This is a genomic window from Photorhabdus akhurstii, from assembly GCF_018448925.1.
Classification (GTDB): domain Bacteria; phylum Pseudomonadota; class Gammaproteobacteria; order Enterobacterales; family Enterobacteriaceae; genus Photorhabdus; species Photorhabdus akhurstii.
Map to the genome: position 1 here is coordinate 397,499 of NZ_RCWE01000001.1, position 17,604 is coordinate 415,102.

The 17,604-nt window shown below is 44.5% G+C and carries 12 protein-coding genes; all 12 read left to right on the top strand.

Annotation, left to right across the window (positions count from 1 at the left end; genetic code table 11):
• The first annotated feature begins 87 nt into the window (after nucleotides 1–87).
• The 12 genes from EAE93_RS01750 to EAE93_RS01805 all read left to right on the top strand — a co-directional run bounded on the left by EAE93_RS01750 (nucleotide 88) and on the right by EAE93_RS01805 (nucleotide 17,262).
• On the top strand, nucleotides 88–507 hold the full coding sequence (locus tag EAE93_RS01750; protein ID WP_040152401.1) for a hypothetical protein: 420 nt from the start codon (nucleotides 88–90) through the stop codon (nucleotides 505–507).
• A gap of 821 nt (nucleotides 508–1,328) precedes the next feature.
• Nucleotides 1,329–1,772: a hypothetical protein gene (locus tag EAE93_RS01755; RefSeq protein ID WP_214038943.1), complete on the top strand. Its 444-nt coding sequence runs from the start codon at nucleotides 1,329–1,331 to the stop codon at nucleotides 1,770–1,772.
• Between the two features lie 178 nt (nucleotides 1,773–1,950).
• The gene (locus EAE93_RS01760; RefSeq protein WP_214038944.1) at nucleotides 1,951–3,522 is read left to right on the top strand and encodes a WD40 repeat domain-containing protein; all 1,572 of its coding nucleotides are present in this window, start codon (nucleotides 1,951–1,953) and stop codon (nucleotides 3,520–3,522) included.
• 18 nt (nucleotides 3,523–3,540) lie between these two features.
• A complete protein-coding gene (locus EAE93_RS01765; protein WP_214038945.1) occupies nucleotides 3,541–3,963 on the top strand; it encodes a hypothetical protein in 423 nt (140 codons plus the stop codon).
• 32 nt (nucleotides 3,964–3,995) lie between these two features.
• A complete protein-coding gene (locus EAE93_RS01770; RefSeq protein ID WP_214039015.1) occupies nucleotides 3,996–5,483 on the top strand; it encodes a hypothetical protein in 1,488 nt (495 codons plus the stop codon).
• A gap of 68 nt (nucleotides 5,484–5,551) precedes the next feature.
• Nucleotides 5,552–7,045, top strand: coding sequence for a hypothetical protein (locus EAE93_RS01775; RefSeq protein ID WP_214038946.1), 1,494 nt, complete (start codon nucleotides 5,552–5,554; stop codon nucleotides 7,043–7,045).
• 72 nt (nucleotides 7,046–7,117) lie between these two features.
• Nucleotides 7,118–8,593: a WD40 repeat domain-containing protein gene (locus EAE93_RS01780; protein WP_040152413.1), complete on the top strand. Its 1,476-nt coding sequence runs from the start codon at nucleotides 7,118–7,120 to the stop codon at nucleotides 8,591–8,593.
• Between the two features lie 48 nt (nucleotides 8,594–8,641).
• Nucleotides 8,642–10,105, top strand: coding sequence for a hypothetical protein (locus tag EAE93_RS01785; RefSeq protein ID WP_110087455.1), 1,464 nt, complete (start codon nucleotides 8,642–8,644; stop codon nucleotides 10,103–10,105).
• A gap of 54 nt (nucleotides 10,106–10,159) precedes the next feature.
• Nucleotides 10,160–11,635, top strand: a complete 1,476-nt coding sequence (locus EAE93_RS01790) for a hypothetical protein (RefSeq protein WP_214038947.1) — start codon at nucleotides 10,160–10,162, stop codon at nucleotides 11,633–11,635.
• Between the two features lie 1,041 nt (nucleotides 11,636–12,676).
• The gene (locus tag EAE93_RS01795) at nucleotides 12,677–14,158 is read left to right on the top strand and encodes a hypothetical protein (protein WP_214038948.1); all 1,482 of its coding nucleotides are present in this window, start codon (nucleotides 12,677–12,679) and stop codon (nucleotides 14,156–14,158) included.
• A gap of 68 nt (nucleotides 14,159–14,226) precedes the next feature.
• Nucleotides 14,227–15,723 (top strand): hypothetical protein, encoded by a 1,497-nt coding sequence (locus tag EAE93_RS01800; protein ID WP_214038949.1) that lies wholly within the window; start codon nucleotides 14,227–14,229, stop codon nucleotides 15,721–15,723.
• Between the two features lie 48 nt (nucleotides 15,724–15,771).
• A complete protein-coding gene (locus EAE93_RS01805) occupies nucleotides 15,772–17,262 on the top strand; it encodes a hypothetical protein (protein WP_214038950.1) in 1,491 nt (496 codons plus the stop codon).
• The last annotated feature ends 342 nt before the right edge of the window (nucleotides 17,263–17,604 follow it).

Genomic DNA, 17,604 nt, shown 5'->3' on the forward strand with positions numbered 1-17,604 from the left:
AAAAATAATACACAAAATTGGGTGACGAAAAAGGAAAATTCAGTAATATCGGATGCCCTAAACAATTCAAAAGGATGAGAGTTAAATATGTATAAAAATATGTTAAATCCCGTAACATTAAGAAAAACAGCAAACGGACCTCAACTAAAAGGAAATGAGGGGACATATGACACATCAATATTAAAAGGCAGCCCTGTAGGACGAAGAGATATTGGGAATTCCGTACCACTACCCGCTCAGGCAGAAGTTTTTCAAAAAGTTGTTGACGAAAAAATAGCAAACTTCAAAACAAAGGGAAATCCAATATCAATTGTTGTCTGGCACAATAGCCGGACGGGGCTTACCCATATCATGGATGGTCAGCATCGATTTATTGCTGCATGTATACTTGGAGTACCGGTTAATTTGACATGGAAAAAGTTCGGCATACCGCCTAATCAGATAGACTGGAGTGGTACAAAATTCTCAGATGGAATACCAGCTAAAACCAAGATATTTGGAAAATAATCGATTAAATTAATGTGTATTAAGCACAACTTGAGCTGATACAACACCTTGAAAAATTGAGAGTTACCGGTTTTGGTATAGATTTGAAATCCTAAACAAAACGTCAGGTAACTCTCAGACTTCATATTACCAGTCCTATTATCAAATATATAAATCTGGAGGATGAGCTCTATTTTTATATTTTGTTAATTTTAAATCTCTATATTTCTAATTCCTTACAATTAACTAATAAACATCTTCATTTAAATGGATTATTAATCATGTTGGAAAAATTAGTTTTAATTGTTGTATTTAGTCTGATTCGCTAAATGTTTTTATTATGTAGCAGTGAGATGTCTTGGTATAAATATGTAACATTTATAAACATCATTGATTATTATATTTGCTCTAATAAAATCCTTGGTTGATTAGTTTAAATATAATTAAATTAATGGTTGTTGCGATACCAGTGGAATATTGTTTAAACGGTATTTTTTTTATGTGAGATTTTTAAAAAAAAGTAATTAAAAATTTATTAAATGACTGGCAAAAATTCACTTTTCTATAATGCTTAAATATAGCTGATTGTTTCACACGAAAAACGAATAACGTAGTCATGTTAAATATTAAATAAGTGTTATCGGAAGCGAATCTGCCGAGGGCAGTTTCAGTTATACCCTATGGATTTCAAGTTGCATCGCGACGGCAAGGGAGTGAATCCCCGGGAGCATAGCAAACTATGTGACCGGGGTGAGCGAGTGCAGCCAACAAAGAGGCAGCTTGAAAGATGACGGGTATATAACACATAACCAAGGTCTGACATTATTAATAGGGGGAACATTATGTCCACCGAACCGCCGCTATATCAAGAAGATATTGTCGTGATACATGTTGCTACACCCAGTGATTTGGCTAAGTTTGCCGATCAATCACTCTTCTGGAATGAAAAAACCTATGAACAGATGAGAACTGCGGAAGTGTTGTTTACACCCGCCGGAGAAACTCCACCTGGTCTGGGCGTTAAACATGTCGCTACACCCGATAATTTGGCGAAATTTGTCGATGAAGAAGGTTACTGGAATGAGAAAACCTACAAACAGATGGAAGCTGTGAGGGTGTTGTTTATACCAGCAGAGAAAATACGTGGTGTGGGGATTAAACATGTTGCCACGCCCGACGATTTGGCGAAGTTTGCCGATAAAGAACTCTTCTGGAGTAAGAAAGACTACGAACAGCTAAAAGCCGCAGAGGTGCTGTTTGTACCCAGAGAAGGAATGCCCGGTTAGGGGGAAATATATCGCCACGCCAGACGATTCGGCAAAATTTACCGATAAAGCGGCCAATTAGAATGAAGAGAAACATTAAGAGGGGGATAAAGCCAGAATATTGTTTATCTCGAAAATAAAAGAATAGAACGGCGTGTAACAACGTTAATTTATTTGTCATTCTGCATTGGAGGTATTAATGGCTCACAACAAGATATTTACATCCAGCGAGAATAATTTGTTGGATAAAGAGGAAGTTAAATCCTGGTTTAAATTGTATTCCCTGCCGAAAAGTGAAAATTATGTTCAATTGGTGCAAATAGCGGCGGAAGGTCGGCGTTTAGCTGGGCTGGACCCAGGTCAGATCGATAATAATCCAGGGGCAGGATTGAACCGGGATCTGGATGAAGTGAATTTACTCTTAGTGAATCCCGGTGATGGGGTGCATATCGGAGAAGACCGTGAAATTGCTGTCAATATTGATAAGAACAGCGGCTTACAGTTTATTAATGGCGAATTGGGGTTACGTCCCGACTTTAAATTGTCGCTGGAATTGTTTGAGAGTTTTACGGAAGAACAACAAAGAGAACTTTACCGTTGGCTGATCCATGCTGGGGAGATGGCAGCGAGTACAGTGCAGTTGCCCGCATTTGACTTGCCGGCCAACGGTGACAATAAAAACCTTGGTTCTGTTGTCAGTGTCAGCGGCGATGGGAAAACTATCGCGCTTAGTGGGGCAGAAGGAAAGGAACCCGTATATCTATTTTCTTATACCGATAACGGTTGGCGGCAGCAATTCGCTGATTACGTTAGTGGTTATGGCGGCAGAGCGCTCAGCCTGAGCAGAGACGGTAATGTTCTCGCGGTGGGCATTGATAACCGCAACAGTGATGGCGGGCATGGTTCAGTGTTTATTTATCGCAAATTGTCAAATGGCGCGTGGGAGAAATCGGCCAAACTTTGGCTTAGTGAGGCGAACGTTCAGCAGCATTTCGGTTGTTCTGTGAGCCTGAGCGCAGATGGCACCCTATTAGCAGTAGGTGCTTATGGCTGGGGATCGGGTTCACTGACTAATTGTGGCGCAGTGTATCTTTATCAGTATGACGGGAAGAAATGGTCACAGCTTGGTGAGCGTCTGACCTTAGCTTCTCCGGCACAGGGCGATATGTTTGGCGTCAAACTGAGCTTGAGTGCCGATGGTTCAACCTTAGCAGTGGCGGCAACAGGGCGTAATGGTAATAACGGTGAAGTGACGCTATTTCATCGTCACGGGGAATATTGGCAGCCGCGACCGCCGCTCAATTCGCTGACTTCGCCTTTAACCATCAGCAGTGACGGCTTTGGCGCCAGTCTCAGCCTGAACGATAGCGGCGATATTTTAGCGGTGGGGTGTCCGGGAGAGAAGAGCGATGTTGGTGCGGTCTATTTGTACCAGCGTTACCGTAATGCATGGCAAGCTATGGGGATACTGAGAGAAGCGGTGACTGCCGGGGAAAGGTTTGGCAGTGAACTCTCTTTAAGTGGCGACGGTCAGATACTGGTGGTGTCAACACCTGTTGGTAAAGATAACACAGGTGTGCAAACCGGTGCAGGATGGTGGTTTAGCTATCAGGATGAACAATGGATTATGCAGGGCAGATTACTGGCAGTGGATGGGGAATTAAACCATAAATTTGGCGCCGGCATTTGTCTTAGCGGTGACGGCAATACGTTAGCGATTGGCGCCAGTGGCTGGAAGAGTGGAGAAGGGAAAGTTTACCTTTACGACTAGCTGAATGAGGAAAAAACGATGGCAAAAGAGATAACAGATGAAACGGTTAGCCAGCTTAGTGCTCACTTCGCCCCTGGCAAGATCCCGACTGAGGCGGCATTTTATTCACTGATTGATTGGGCCATGTTGTGGCGACAGCTTTTTGGTTGGCGGGATAGTGATCAAACTTATCATCCGGGAGTTGGGTTGCAGGTTATCGACAACCGTTTGGCGGTTAAGGTTGGTGATGGCATCTCGTTGGAACCGAAAGGGCTTGCGTTAAAGCTACAGCTCGACGGGGGATTGATGTTAGATAAATCCGGAGTGCTGTCGGTGGATGGGACTGTAGCGGTTTCGGCCCAAGCTTTTAAATTGCTTCCTGAGGAGACGCAGAAACAAATTGCCAAGTTGTTATTGAATGCGGGCACAGGAGGTAGAAAACAGATGACAGATGACAGATGACGGTGACTGTCTAATACGGCTTTTGAGGACATATTATGACTGATAAAGAAATTAGTTCTGTTGATTCATTGAAAGCGAGTTTTAAGTCCGGTGTTCCGCCCGCGCCTGAAGCCTTTTTCCATTTGATTGATGAGGCATATAAGGCATATGAAATCATTGATGGCGGTAAGGGGGATGGCCCAGCCGCAGGGCTGAAACGAGATGATAAAGGAAAACTGGCTCTCAACACTCACCTTTCTGGTGGGTTAAACCTTGAACAGGGGGCTTTGGCTCTATCACTGAAGCCAGAAGGTGGATTCTCTTTTGATGGAGGAAGGCGTCTGAAATTGGATGCCGATCGGCAGGTTCAGTTTGCGGATTTCTTCAGTTTATCGCGGTGGGAACGGATGGAGATCACGCAGTTGTTGGGTTTTAAACGTACCATGATGGCGCGTATGGTTTCTCCTTCCCCTAAAGCGAATGAACATTTTGGCACTTCTATTAGCCTGAACGCGGCGGGAAACTGCTTAGCGGTTGGGATGGATAATAAAGTCTGTGTGTATACGGGCCGGAAGGGTGAGTGGAATATAAACGCTCCCGCTGTGTTTGAGGATGATCAAGATAAATCTCGTAGTTCCTGGTACGTCAGTTTGAATGCGGTAGGAGATTGCCTGGCGGTGGGATACTTGGTGGAATACTTTCTTAATGATAAAAAAGTGAAGGCTTGTGTGTATACGCGCACGAATGGCGTCTGGAATATCAAAAATCCCATTGTGTTTCCGCTGGAAGATCAACGTGGATACTCTGGTGGTCACAATGTCAGCTTGAGCGCCACAGGAGACTGTCTGGCGGTGGCGGGCGACTCTTGGTCCTACATATATACACGCACGAATGGGATTTGGGATACAGAAAACCCCTTTAAGTTGATGAGCTCGTTTATCAAGGTTTGTCTGAGTGCCTCGGGAAATTGTCTGGCGGGATATCGTGTTGATTATTCTCATGATCCAATAAACGTGGTTTATGTGTATACACGCATGAATGGGATTTGGGATAAAGAAAACCCCATTAAGTTCATGGCTGCTAAAGATCGTTCATCCAGTTTTAATCGGATTTTTAGCCTAAATGCAGAGGGAGATCGTCTGGCGGTGGGGGTAGATTATGATATCCCCACTAAGGGGAAGGTTTATCTGTATACGCGCACGAATGGGATCTGGGATACAGAGAGTCCCATTAAGTTTTCGGCTCCTGCAAGTGACGTAACGTATTTTGGCAGTGCTATAAAACTGAATGATGTAGGAAACCGTCTGGTCGTGGGAGCGGCTTCCAGGGTGTATGTGTATACCTGTCTAAATAATCAGTGGAATATGGAAACACCTATCGAGATTTTGAACCCCTCAGGCAATTCGGACAATTTAAATGGTTTCGGTAAGGCTGTCAGTTTGAATCGGTGGGAGACGAGTTTGGCGGTTGGTGCAGTTTCAGCCGAGGTTGGTTCTGTGTCTGAAGCTGGTGCAGTCTATGTCTTTGAGAATGTCAAATAGAAGGAAGACAGAGGACAGAAAACAGAGAACAGATGACGGCGACTGTTTAATACGGCTTTTGAGGAAATATGATGACTGATAAAGAAATTAGTACCGTTGACTCATTGAAAGCGAGTTTTAAGTCCGGTGTTCCGCCCGCGCCGGAAGCATTTTTCCATTTGATTGATGAGGCGTATAAGGCATACGAAATCATTGATGGCAGTAAGGGGGATAGCCCAGCCGCAGGGTTGAAACGAGATGATAAAGGAAAACTGGCTCTCAACACTCACCTTTCTGGCGGGTTAAACCTTGAACAGGGGGCTTTGGCTCTATCACTGAAGCCAGAAGGTGGATTCTCTTTTGATGGAGGAAGGCGTCTGAAATTGGATGCCGATCGGCAGGTTCAGTTTGCCGATTTTTTCAGTTTATCGCGGCGGGAGCGGATGGAGATCACGCAGTTGTTGGGTTTTAAACGTGTCATGATGGCGCGTATGGTTTCTCCTTCCCCTAAAGAGAATGAACGCTTTGGCACTTCTATTAGCCTGAACGTGGCGGGAGACTGCTTAGCGGTTGGGATGGATAATAAAGTCTGTGTATATACGGGCCGGAAGGGTGGGTGGAATATAAGTGCGCCCACTGTGTTTGAGGATGATGAAGCTCAATATCGTAGTTTTTCATGGGATGTCAGTTTGAATGCGGCGGGAGATTGCCTGGCGGTGGGATATTTAATTGACGCTCGAAAAGCGAAGGTTTGTGTGTATACGCGCACGAATGGCGTCTGGGATACCAAAAGTCCCATTGTGTTTCTGATGGAAGAGCAATATAGAGACTCTGGGGGTGTGAATGTCAGCTTGAGCGCCACAGGAGATTGCCTGGCGGTGGGGGGCGACTCTTCTTTTGCCTATATATACACACGCACGAATGGGATCTGGGATAGAGAAAACTTCATTAAGTTGGTTATCTCGTCTGACTTGTTTACCAGGGTTTGTCTGAGTGCCTCGGGAAACTGCCTGGCGGTGTATAGCGCCGATTATTCTTATTATCCTCAAGTCAATACAGTTTATGTGTATACCCGCACGAATGGAGTTTGGGATACAAAAAAACCCGTTAAGCTCATTGCCTCTAAAAATCGTTCACTCAATCTTAATTGGATTTTTAGCCTAAATGCAGAGGGAGATCGTCTGGCGGTGGGGGTAGATTATGATATCCCCACTAAGGGGAAGGTTTATCTGTATACGCGCACGAATGGGATCTGGGATACAAAAAGTCCCATTAAGTTTTCGGCTCCTGCAAGTGACGTAACGTATTTTGGCAGCGCTATCAAACTGAATGATGTGGGAAACCGTCTGGTCGTGGGGGCGGCTTCCCGGGTGTATGTGTATACCTGTCTAAATAATCAGTGGAATATGGAAACACCTATCGAGATTTTGGACCCTTCAGGTAATTCAGACAATTTAAATGGTTTCGGTAAGGCTGTCAGTTTGAATAGGTGGGAGACAAGTTTGGCTGTTAGTGCAGTTTCAGCCAAGGTTGGTTCTGTATCTGAAGCCGGTGCAGTCTATGTCTTTGAGAATGTCAAATAGAAGACGGAGGACAGAAAGCAGAGAACAGAGAACGGATGGCAGCGACTGTTTAATACAGCTTTCGAGGAAATTATGATAACTGATAAAGAAATTAGTACTGTGGACTCATTGAAAGCGAGTTTTAAATCTGGTGTGCGGCTCATGCCGGAAGCCTTTTCCCATTTGATTGATGAAGCATATAAAACATATGAAATCATTGATGGCGCTCAGGGTGATGGCCCAACCGCGGGGCTGAAACGAGATGACAAAGGAAAACTGACCCTCAACACTCAGCATTCTGGCGGGTTAAACTCTAATCAGGGTGCTTTGGCCTTATCACTGAAACCAGAAGGGGGACTCTTTTTTGATGGCGGAGGATATCTGAAATTGGATGCCGATCGGCAGGTTCAATTTGCGGATTTTTTCAGTTTATCGCGGCGAGGGCGGATGGAGATCACGCAGGTGTTGGGTTTGAAGCGCACCATGATAACGCGAATTGTTTCTCCCTTCCCCAAAGAGAATGAGCGCTTTGGCACTTCTGTTAGCCTGAACGCAGCAGGAGACTGTTTAGCGGTTGGGATGAACAATAAAGTCTGTGTGTATACGCGTCGAAAGAGTGGTGAGTGGAATACAAGCAAGCCTATTGTACTTGAGGCTTATGCGACAGAATATTATCTCTCTTCATGGGATGTCAGTCTGGATGCGGAGGGAGATTGTTTGGCTTTGGGAAACAGTTCGCCCTCTGTGGTTCGTGTATATACGCGCACGAATGGCGTCTGGGATACAAAAAATCCCATTGTGTTTCCGCGGGTTGCCCAATACTTTGGTATGAATGTCAGCTTGAGCGCCGCAGGAGACTGTCTGGTGGCTGGGGGAACATACTACTCTCAGTTCCTTATATTTATGCGCAGGAATGGGATCTGGGATACAGAAAACCCCATTCAGCTTCCGATTCCTACGGGTTCTTATGATTTTGGCGGGATGGCCCGCCTGAGTGCCTCGGGAAATTGTCTGGCGGTGTATGGTTATTCAAGCACGATTTATGTGTATACACGTACGAATGGGATCTGGGATGGAGAAAACCCTATTAGGTTCAGGGTCCCTGAAGGTGAATTACGTGGTTTTACCAGGGTTTTTAGCCTGAATGCAGAAGGAGATCGTCTGGCTGTGGGGGGAGATACGGATTATTATAACCCTACTGATGGGAAGGTTTATCTGTATACGCGCACAAATGGGATCTGGGATACAGAAAATCCCATTAAGTTTTCGGCTCCTGCAAGTGATGTAACGTATTTTGGACGCGCTATCGAACTGAATGATGCGGGATATCGTCTGGCAGTGGGGGCGGCTTCCAGGGTGTATGTTTATACCTGTCTAAATGATCAGTGGAATATAGAAACACCTATCGAGATTTTGGACCCTTCAGGTAATTCAGACAATTTAGATAGTTTTGGCGGGGTTGTCGGCCTGAATAAGGCGGGGACGAGTTTGGCGGTTGGTGTAATTTCAATGAAGGTTGGCTCTGCGTCTGAAGCCAGTGCAGTTTATATCTTTGAGAATGTCAAATGATGTCCATACAGAAGACAGTGACTGTCTAATACGGCTTTTGAGGAAAATATGATGACTGATAAAGAAATCAATATCGTTGACTCAATGAAAGCGAATTTTAAATCTGGTGTGCGGCTTATGCCTGAAGCCTTTTCCCATTTGATTGATGAGGCATATAAGGCATATGAAATTATTGATGGCGCTCAGGGTGATAACCTAACCACAGGACTGAAACGAGATGGCAAAGGAAAACTGACCCTCAACACCCAGCATTCTGGCGGGTTGAATTCTAATCAAGGCGCTTTGGCCTTATCACTGAAACCAGAGGGGGGACTCTCTTTTGCTGGGGGAGGATATCTGAAATTGGATGCCGCTCGGCAGATTCAGTTTGCGGATTTTTTCAGTTTATCGCGGGGAGCACGGATGGAGATCACGCAGTTGTTGGGTTTGAAACGTACTCTGATAACGCGCATTGTTTCTCCTTCCCCCATAGAGGATGAGTACTTTGGTAGCTCTGTTAGCCTGAACGCGGCGGGAGACTGCTTAGCGGTTGGGTCGAATCGTAAAGTCTATGTGTATACGCGCCGGAAGAGTGGTGAGTGGAATATAAGCAAGCCGATTGTGTTTGAGGATACTGAACCTGGATATGTTCTATCTTCATGGCGTGTTGGTCTGGATGCGGCGGGAGATTGTCTGGCGTTGGGAGAGATATGGCAAGAAGTGGTTCATGTATATACACGCACGAAAGGCGTTTGGGATACAAAGCATCCCATTGTGTTTTCGCGGGTTGCTGTAAAATTTGGTGAGAATGTCAGCTTGAACGCCGCAGGAGACTGTCTGGTGGCTGGGGGCCAATACTCCTCTCCGTTCCGTATGTTTATACGCACGAATGGGATCTGGGATACAAAAAAAACCATTCTGTTTCCGGCCCCTTCGGATGCTTATGAGTTTGGCGCGATTGCCCACCTGAGTGCTGCGGGAAACCGTCTGGCGGTGTGTGATGATTACATTTCCGCGATTTATGTGTATACACGCACAAATGGGATTTGGGATACAGAAAACCCCATTAAGTTCCGTCGCCCTGATCATGAATCATCTAATTTTAGCAGGGTTTTTAGCCTGAATTCAGAGGGAGATCGTTTGGCGGTGGGTACGAAATTTTATGGACTCTCTGATGGGACGGTTTATCTGTATACGTGCACGAATGGGATCTGGGATAGAGAAAATCCCATTAAGTTTTCGGCTCCTGCAAGTGACGTAACGTATTTTGGCCGCGCTCTCGAACTGAATGATGCAGGAGATCGCTTGGTAGTGGGGGCGTATTCCAGGGTATATGTGTATACCTGCCTAAATGATAAGTGGAATATGGAAACACCTATGGAGATTTTGAATCCTTCAGACAATTTAAGTGGTTTTGGTGGGGCTGTCGGCCTGAATAAGGCGGGGACGAGTTTGGTTGTTGGCGCAGGTCCAGTCAAGCTTGGTTCTGAGTCCGAAGCCGGTGCAGTCTACATCTTTGAAAATGTCAAATGATGCCCATACAGAAGACAGATGACGGTGACTGTCTAATACGGCTTTTGAGGAAATATGATGACTGATAAAGAAATTAGTTCTGTTGACTCATTGAAAGCGAGTTTTAAGTCTGGTATGCGGCTCATGCCGGAAGCCTTTTCTCATTTGATTGATGAAGCATACAAAGCATATGAAATCATTGATGGCGTTCAGGATGATGGCCCAACCGCGGGGCTGAAACGAGATGACAAAGGAAAACTGACCCTCAACACTCAGCATTCTGGCGGGTTAAACCCTGAACAGGGAGCTTTGGCCTTATCACTGAAACCAGAAGGGGGACTCTCTTTTGCTGGGGGAGGATATCTGAAATTGGATGCCGATCGGCAGGTTCAATTTGCGGATTTTTTCAGTTTATCGCGGCGAGGGCGGATGGAGATCACGCAGGTGTTGGGTTTGAAGCGCACCATGATAACGCGAATTGTTTCTCCCTTCCCCAAAGAGAATGAGCGCTTTGGCACTTCTGTTAGCCTGAACGCAGCAGGAGACTGTTTAGCGGTTGGGACGAATAATCAAGTCTATGTGTATATGCGCCGGAAGAGTGGTGAGTGGAATATAAGTAAGCCGATTGTGTTTGAGGCTTTTGAAGATGACTATCATAGATCTTCATGGGATGTCTCTCTGGATGCGACGGGAGATACCTTGGCGTTGGGAAACATGTCGCCGTATCTCGCTGATAACCGAGGGCGGGTTTGTGTGTATACGCGCAGGAAGGGCGTCTGGGATACAAAAAATCCCGTAGTGTTTCCGATTGGAATTGAATACTTTGGTGTGAATGTCAGCTTGAGCGCCACGGGAGACTGTCTGGTGGGTGGGGGCAAACACTACCTTCCGTTCCGTATATTTATGCGCCGGAATGGGATCTGGGATACAGAAAACCCCATTCAGATTCCGATCCCTTCGGATTCTTATGAGTTTGGCTGGATTGCCCACCTAAATGCTGCGGGAAACTGTCTGGCGGTGCGTGATTACGCTCCCATGATTTATGTGTATACACGCACAAATGGGATCTGGGATGGAGAAAACCCCATTAAGTTCAAGGTCCCTGAAAATAACCTATCAATGGGTAGGGCTTTTAGCCTGAATGCAGAAGGAGATCGCTTAGCGGTGGGGATAGAGTTTTATAACTCCACTGATGGGGAGGTTTATTTGTATAAGCGCACGAATGGGATCTGGGATAAAGAAAATCCCATCAAGTTTTCGGCTCCTGCAAGTGACGTAACGTATTTTGGCCGCGCTCTCGAACTGAATGATGCAGGAGATCGCTTGGTAGTGGGGGCGTATTCTAGGGTATATGTGTATACCTGCCTAAATGATAAGTGGAATATGGAAACACCTATGGAGATTTTGAATCCTTCAGACAATTTAAGTGGTTTTGGTGGGGCTGTCGGCCTAAATAAGACGGGGACGAGTTTGGTTGTTGGGGCAACGTCAGAAGATGTTGATTCTAAATCCAAAGCCGGTGCAGTTTATGTTTTTGAGAATGTCAAATGATAACTATAATCACTAAACTGGATATTAATTCGGAGATGTCGGATTGCTTTTTAAAGTCCTTGGACTTTCCGCCTTATATTCCCGTCCGCATTATATGAAGGTTTACGGCGTTTTTCGTTAAAAGAGTGTGTTAGCATCATGATTAATTAATTCAATTGTTCTCTTATTTAGTTTTTTTGTAAAGTTATTGACGGAACAGAACAATCTAACAATTATTTTGTTTTTTTACCTCAAACATGGAAAATAAACACATGATAACATCTGAGAAAAACTAATAAACATAACAGGGACATATTTTAAAAGGATGTGGTGTTATCATTTCGGGTGATTTTATATTATTTTAATTTAGTGGTAATTGTGTTTATGAGGAGTTTTAAATTTATTTATTAACCATTATTCTTGTCTTTATATTGGTTTTATTTGCGATTGCGAATTATTTAACATGGGTAATTATGATTTTGATATTGTTTGAATATGTGCTAAGTTTTCTTTGAAAATTAAAATGAAATACATTTATTGAATGATAATAAAAAGATTATCTTTAAATAAATATGCTTTATTATGTTATTGATTATTTTGTTGTTTTTTTTGGTGTATTTTTTAATGGATTGATTTTAATCTAATTAACTTTATGGTTGTTGCGGTAATTATAGTTCTTGAATTGTTATTTAAGCGATATATTTTCATGTGAAATTTTATAGGAACAATTAATTTTTTATTAAATAACTGGCAAAAACTTACATTTCTATAATGCTTAATAATATCAGATTGTGCTATACGAAAAGTTAATGACATATTCAACTTAAATATCAAATCAGTGTTATCTGGGATGTGTTTTTAGAAGATAGCAACATACCTGAGGTAGTCAGTGAAGTTAAGTAGCGCCAAACCTCAGGATATCGAGCTAAAAGGTGTGAAGGCATTAATTGTGGTATATTTCGTAGTCAGTGCCGTCACTTAATTCCATCGACTTTAACGAAGTGGATAAAACATTAACAGAAACCGATGGCAGTGACGGCCTAATACGGCTTTTGAGGACATATGATGACTGATAAAGAAATTAATACCGTTGACTCATTGAAAGCGAGTTTTAAGTCTGGTGTACGGCTCATGCCTGAAGCCTTTTCCCATTTGATTGATGAGGCATATAAGGCATATGAAATTATTGATGGCGCTCAGGGTGATAACCTAACCACAGGACTGAAACGAGATGGCAAAGGAAAACTGACCCTAAACACCCAGCATTCTGGCGGGTTGAATTTTAATCAAGGCGCTTTGGCCTTATCACTGAAACCAGAGGGGGGACTCTCTTTTGCTGGGGGAGGATATCTGAAATTGGATGCCGCTCGGCAGATTCAGTTTGCGGATTTTTTCAGTTTATCGCGGGGAGCACGGATGGAGATCACGCAGTTGTTGGGTTTGAAACGCACCATGATAACGCGCATTGTTTCTACCTTCCCTAAAGAAGATGAGCGTTTTGGCGCTTCTGTTAGCCTGAACGCAGCGGGAGACTGTTTAGCAGTTGGGATGAATAATCAAGTCTGTGTGTATACGCGCCGGAAGAGTGGTGAGTGGAATATAAGCAAACCTATTGTGTTTGAGGCTTATGAAGATGAATATTATAAATCTTCATGGGATGTCAGTCTGGATGCGGCTGGCGATACCCTGGTGTTGGGAAACATGTCGCCGTATCCCACTTATAACCAAGGGCGGGTTTGTGTGTATACGCGTACGAAGGGCTTTTGGGATACAAAACATCCCGTTGTGTTTCCGATAGGACCTGAATACTTTGGTGTGAATGTCAGCTTGAGCGCTGCGGGAGACTGTCTGGTGGGTGGGGGCAAACCCTACCCTCCGTTCCGTATATTTATGCGCCGGAATGGGATCTGGGATACAAAAAAACCCATTCCGATTCCGATCCCTTCGGATTCTTATGAGTTTGGCTGGATTGCCCACCTAAGTGCTGCGGGAAACTGTCTGGCGGTGCGTGATTACGCTCCCATGATTTATGTGTATACACGCACAAATGGGATCTGGGATGGAGAAAACCCCATTAAGTTCAAGGTCCCTGAAAATAACCTATTCGTGGGTAGGGCTTTTAGCCTGAATGCAGAAGGAGATCGCTTAGCGGTGGGGATAGAGTTTTATAAATCCACAGATGGGGAGGTTTATTTGTATAAGCGCACAAATGGGCTCTGGGATACAGAAAATCCCATTAAGTTTTCGGCCCCGGCAAATAGCGTATATTTTGGCGGTTCTCTCGAACTGAATGACGCGGGAGATCGTCTGGCAGTGGGAGCGGTTTCCCGGGTGTATGTGTATACCTGTCTGAATAATAAGTGGAATATGGAAACACCTATGGAGATTTTGAACCCTTCAGGCAATTCAGACAATTTAAATGGTTTTGGTGGACCTGTTGGCCTGAATAAGGCGGGAACGAGTTTGGTTGTTGGGGCAACGTCAGAAAGTGTTGATTCTAAATCCAAAGCCGGTGCGGTTTATATCTTTGAAAATATCAATTGATGCCCATACAGAAGACAGAAAACAGAAGACAGGTGACGGTGACTGTCTAATGTGGCTTTTGAGGAAATATGATGACTGATAAAGAAATTAGTTCTGTTGACTCATTGAAAGCGGGTTTTAAGTCTGGTGTTCGGCTTATGCCTGAAGCCTTTTCTCATGTGATTGATGAGGCATATAAGGCATATGAAATCATTGATAGCGCTCAGGGTGATGGCCCAACCACAGGGTTGAAACGAGATGGCAAAGGAAAACTGACACTCAACACTCATCATTCTGGCGGGTTACACTCTAATCAAGGCGCTTTGGCTCTATCACTGAAACCAGAAGGTGGACTCTCTTTTGATGGGGGAGGATACCTGAAATTGGATGCCGATCGGCAGGTTCAATTTGCGGATTTTTTCAGTTTATCGCGGCGAGAGCGGATGGAGATCACGCAGGTGTTGGGTTTGAAACGTACTATGATAACGCGAATTGTTTCTCCCTTCCCTAAAGAGAATGAGAACTTTGGTCACTCTGTTAGCCTGAACGCGGCGGGAGACTGCTTAGCGGTTGGGATGATTAATAAAGTCTATGTATATACGCGCCGGAAGAGTGGTGAGTGGAATATAAGCAAGCCGATTGTGCTTGAAGCTTATGAAGATGAATATCATAGATCTTCATGGGATGTCTGTCTGGATGAGGCTGGCGATACCCTGGCGTTGGGAAACATGTTGCCGTATCCCACTTATAACCGCGGGAAGGTTTGCGTGTATACGCGCACGAATGGCGTCTGGGATACAAAACATCCCGTTGTGTTTCCGACTGGAAGTGAATACTTTGGTGTGAATGTCAGCTTGAGCGCCGCAGGAGACTGTCTGGTGGGTGGGGCCAGACACTACTCTCCGTTCCGTATATTTATGCGTCGGAATGGGATCTGGGATACAGAAAACCCCATTAGGCTTCCGCTCCCTCCGAATTTTTATGAGTTTGGCTGGATTGCACACCTGAGTGCCGCGGGAAACTGTCTGGCGGTGCATTGTCACGATTCTTCTTCTGGTCCCACAATAAGCACGATTTTTGTGTATACACGCACAAATGGGATCTGGGATGGAGAAAACCCCATTAAGTTCAGTCACCCAGAAGGTGGATCATCTAGTTTTAGCCAGACTTTTAGTCTGAATGCAGAGGGAGATCGTCTGGTGGTGGGTACAGAGTTTTATAAATCCACGGATGGGGAGGTTTATCTGTATACGCGCACAAATGGGATCTGGAATAGAGAAAATCCCATTAAGTTTTCGGCCCCTGCAAGTGGCGTATATTTTGGTAGCTCTCTCGAACTGAATGATGCGGGAGATCGTCTGGCAGTAGGAGCGTCTTACAGGGTATATCTGTATACCTGTTTGAATAATAAGTGGAATATGGAAACACCTATGGAGATTTTGAACCCTTCAAACAATTTAAATGGTTTTGGTGGACCTGTTAGCCTGAATAAGGCGGGGACGAGTTTGGCTGTTGGTGCAACGATAGAGAGTGTCGATTCTAAGCCCAAAGCCGGTGCAGTTTATGTTTTTGAGAATATCAAATGATGACCGTATAGAAGACAGGTGACTGTCTAATGTGGCTTTTGAGGAAATATGATGACTGATAAAGAAATTAATACCGTTGACTCATTGAAAGCGAGTTTTAAGTCTGGCGTTCGGCTTATGCCGGAAGCCTTTTCCCATTTGATTGATGAAGCATATAAAGCATATGAAATCATTGATGGCGCTCAGGGTGATGGCCCAACCACAGGACTGAAACGAGATGGCAAAGGAAAACTGACCCTCAACACCCAGCATTCTAGCGGGTTAAATTCTAATCAAGACGCTTTGGCGCTATCACTGAAACCAGAAGGGGGACTCTCGTTTGATGGGGGAGGATATCTGAAATTGGATGCCGCTCGGCAGATTCAGTTTGCGGATTTTTTCAGTTTATCGCGGGGCGCACGGATGGAGATCACGCAGGTGTTGGGTTTGAAACGTACTATGATAACGCGAATTGTTTCTCCTTCCTCCAAAGAGGATGGATACTTTGGCACTTCTGTTAGCCTGAACTCAGCGGGAGACTGCTTAGCGGTTGGGATGAACGATAAAGTCTGTGTGTATACGCGCCGAAAGAGCGGTGAGTGGAATATAAGTAAGCCGATTGTGTTTGAGGCTTTTGAAGATGAATCTCATAGATCTTCATGGGATGTCAGTTTGGATGCGGTGGGAGATTGCTTGGCGTTGGGAAACAGTTCGCTCTCTGTGGTTCGTGTATATACGCGCACGAATGGCGTCTGGGATACAAAACATCCCATTGTGTTTCCGCGGGTTGCTCAATACTTTGGTATGAATGTCAGCTTGAGCGCCGCAGGAGACTGTCTGGTGGCAGGGGGCCAATTCTACTCTCCGTTCTGTATATTTATGCGCAGGAATGGGATCTGGGATACAGAAAACCCCATTCAGCTTCCGATCCCTACGGATTTTTATGAGTTTGGCGGAATGGCCCACCTGAGTGCAGCGGGAAACTGTCTGGCGGTGCATTGCTTCGATTCTTCTTCTGGTCCCACAATAAGCACGATTTTTGTGTATACACGCACAAATGGGATCTGGGATGGAGAAAATCCCATTAAGTTCACTCACCCTAAAGGTCAATCATCTAGTTTCAGCAGGGTTTTTAGCCTGAATGCAGAGGGAGATCGTCTGGTGGTGGGTACGCAGTTTTATAAAACCACCGATGAGGAGGTTTATCTGTATAAACGCAGGAATGGGATCTGGGATAAAGAAAATCCCGTTAAGTTTTCGGCTCCTGCAAGTGATGTAACGTATTTTGGCCGCGCTATCGAGCTGAATGATGCGGGAGATCGCCTGGCAGTGGGAGCGGCTTCCAGGGGGTATGTGTATACCTGCCTGAATGATCAGTGGAATATAGAAACACCTATCGAGATTTTGGATCCTTCAGGCAATTCAGACAATTTAAATAGTTTTGGAGGGGCTGTCGGCCTAAATAAGGCGGGGACGAGTTTGGCTATTGGTGTAATTTCAAGGAAGATTGGTTCTGCGTCCAGAGCCGGTGCAGTTTATGTTTTTGAAAATGTCAAATGATGCCCATAATTGCTAATACTAAGTTCTAAGTTGGATGTGCCTGATCACGCATGCACCATTCCCGTTGTTATCGCGTTTTTTGAGAAGAACTGGCTAATGAGTCAGGAATCGGATCATTCATAACAGCAAATAAATCTTTAAGAGGCAGGCTTTCAACTCAAATCCCACTTTTTTGCGATAAATCTCACATTTATTGAATATTTACAATTGACCATGTTCTCAGCACTGATAATAAATCTCATTTATGATAATATTACAGAAAATTTTTAAACTGAGTATATATAAAATGCTGGTTGCTCTTTTTTTGTCGATATTTGTTATTTTTTTTATGCTATCTATGTT

Coding starts and splice junctions, on each gene's coding strand:
- EAE93_RS01750 (WP_040152401.1), top strand. CDS start 88: ATGTATAAAAATATGTTAAATCCCGTAACATTAAGAAAAACAGCAAAC.
- EAE93_RS01755 (WP_214038943.1), top strand. CDS start 1,329: ATGTCCACCGAACCGCCGCTATATCAAGAAGATATTGTCGTGATACAT.
- EAE93_RS01760 (WP_214038944.1), top strand. CDS start 1,951: ATGGCTCACAACAAGATATTTACATCCAGCGAGAATAATTTGTTGGAT.
- EAE93_RS01765 (WP_214038945.1), top strand. CDS start 3,541: ATGGCAAAAGAGATAACAGATGAAACGGTTAGCCAGCTTAGTGCTCAC.
- EAE93_RS01775 (WP_214038946.1), top strand. CDS start 5,552: ATGATGACTGATAAAGAAATTAGTACCGTTGACTCATTGAAAGCGAGT.
- EAE93_RS01780 (WP_040152413.1), top strand. CDS start 7,118: ATGATAACTGATAAAGAAATTAGTACTGTGGACTCATTGAAAGCGAGT.
- EAE93_RS01785 (WP_110087455.1), top strand. CDS start 8,642: ATGATGACTGATAAAGAAATCAATATCGTTGACTCAATGAAAGCGAAT.
- EAE93_RS01790 (WP_214038947.1), top strand. CDS start 10,160: ATGATGACTGATAAAGAAATTAGTTCTGTTGACTCATTGAAAGCGAGT.
- EAE93_RS01795 (WP_214038948.1), top strand. CDS start 12,677: ATGATGACTGATAAAGAAATTAATACCGTTGACTCATTGAAAGCGAGT.
- EAE93_RS01800 (WP_214038949.1), top strand. CDS start 14,227: ATGATGACTGATAAAGAAATTAGTTCTGTTGACTCATTGAAAGCGGGT.
- EAE93_RS01805 (WP_214038950.1), top strand. CDS start 15,772: ATGATGACTGATAAAGAAATTAATACCGTTGACTCATTGAAAGCGAGT.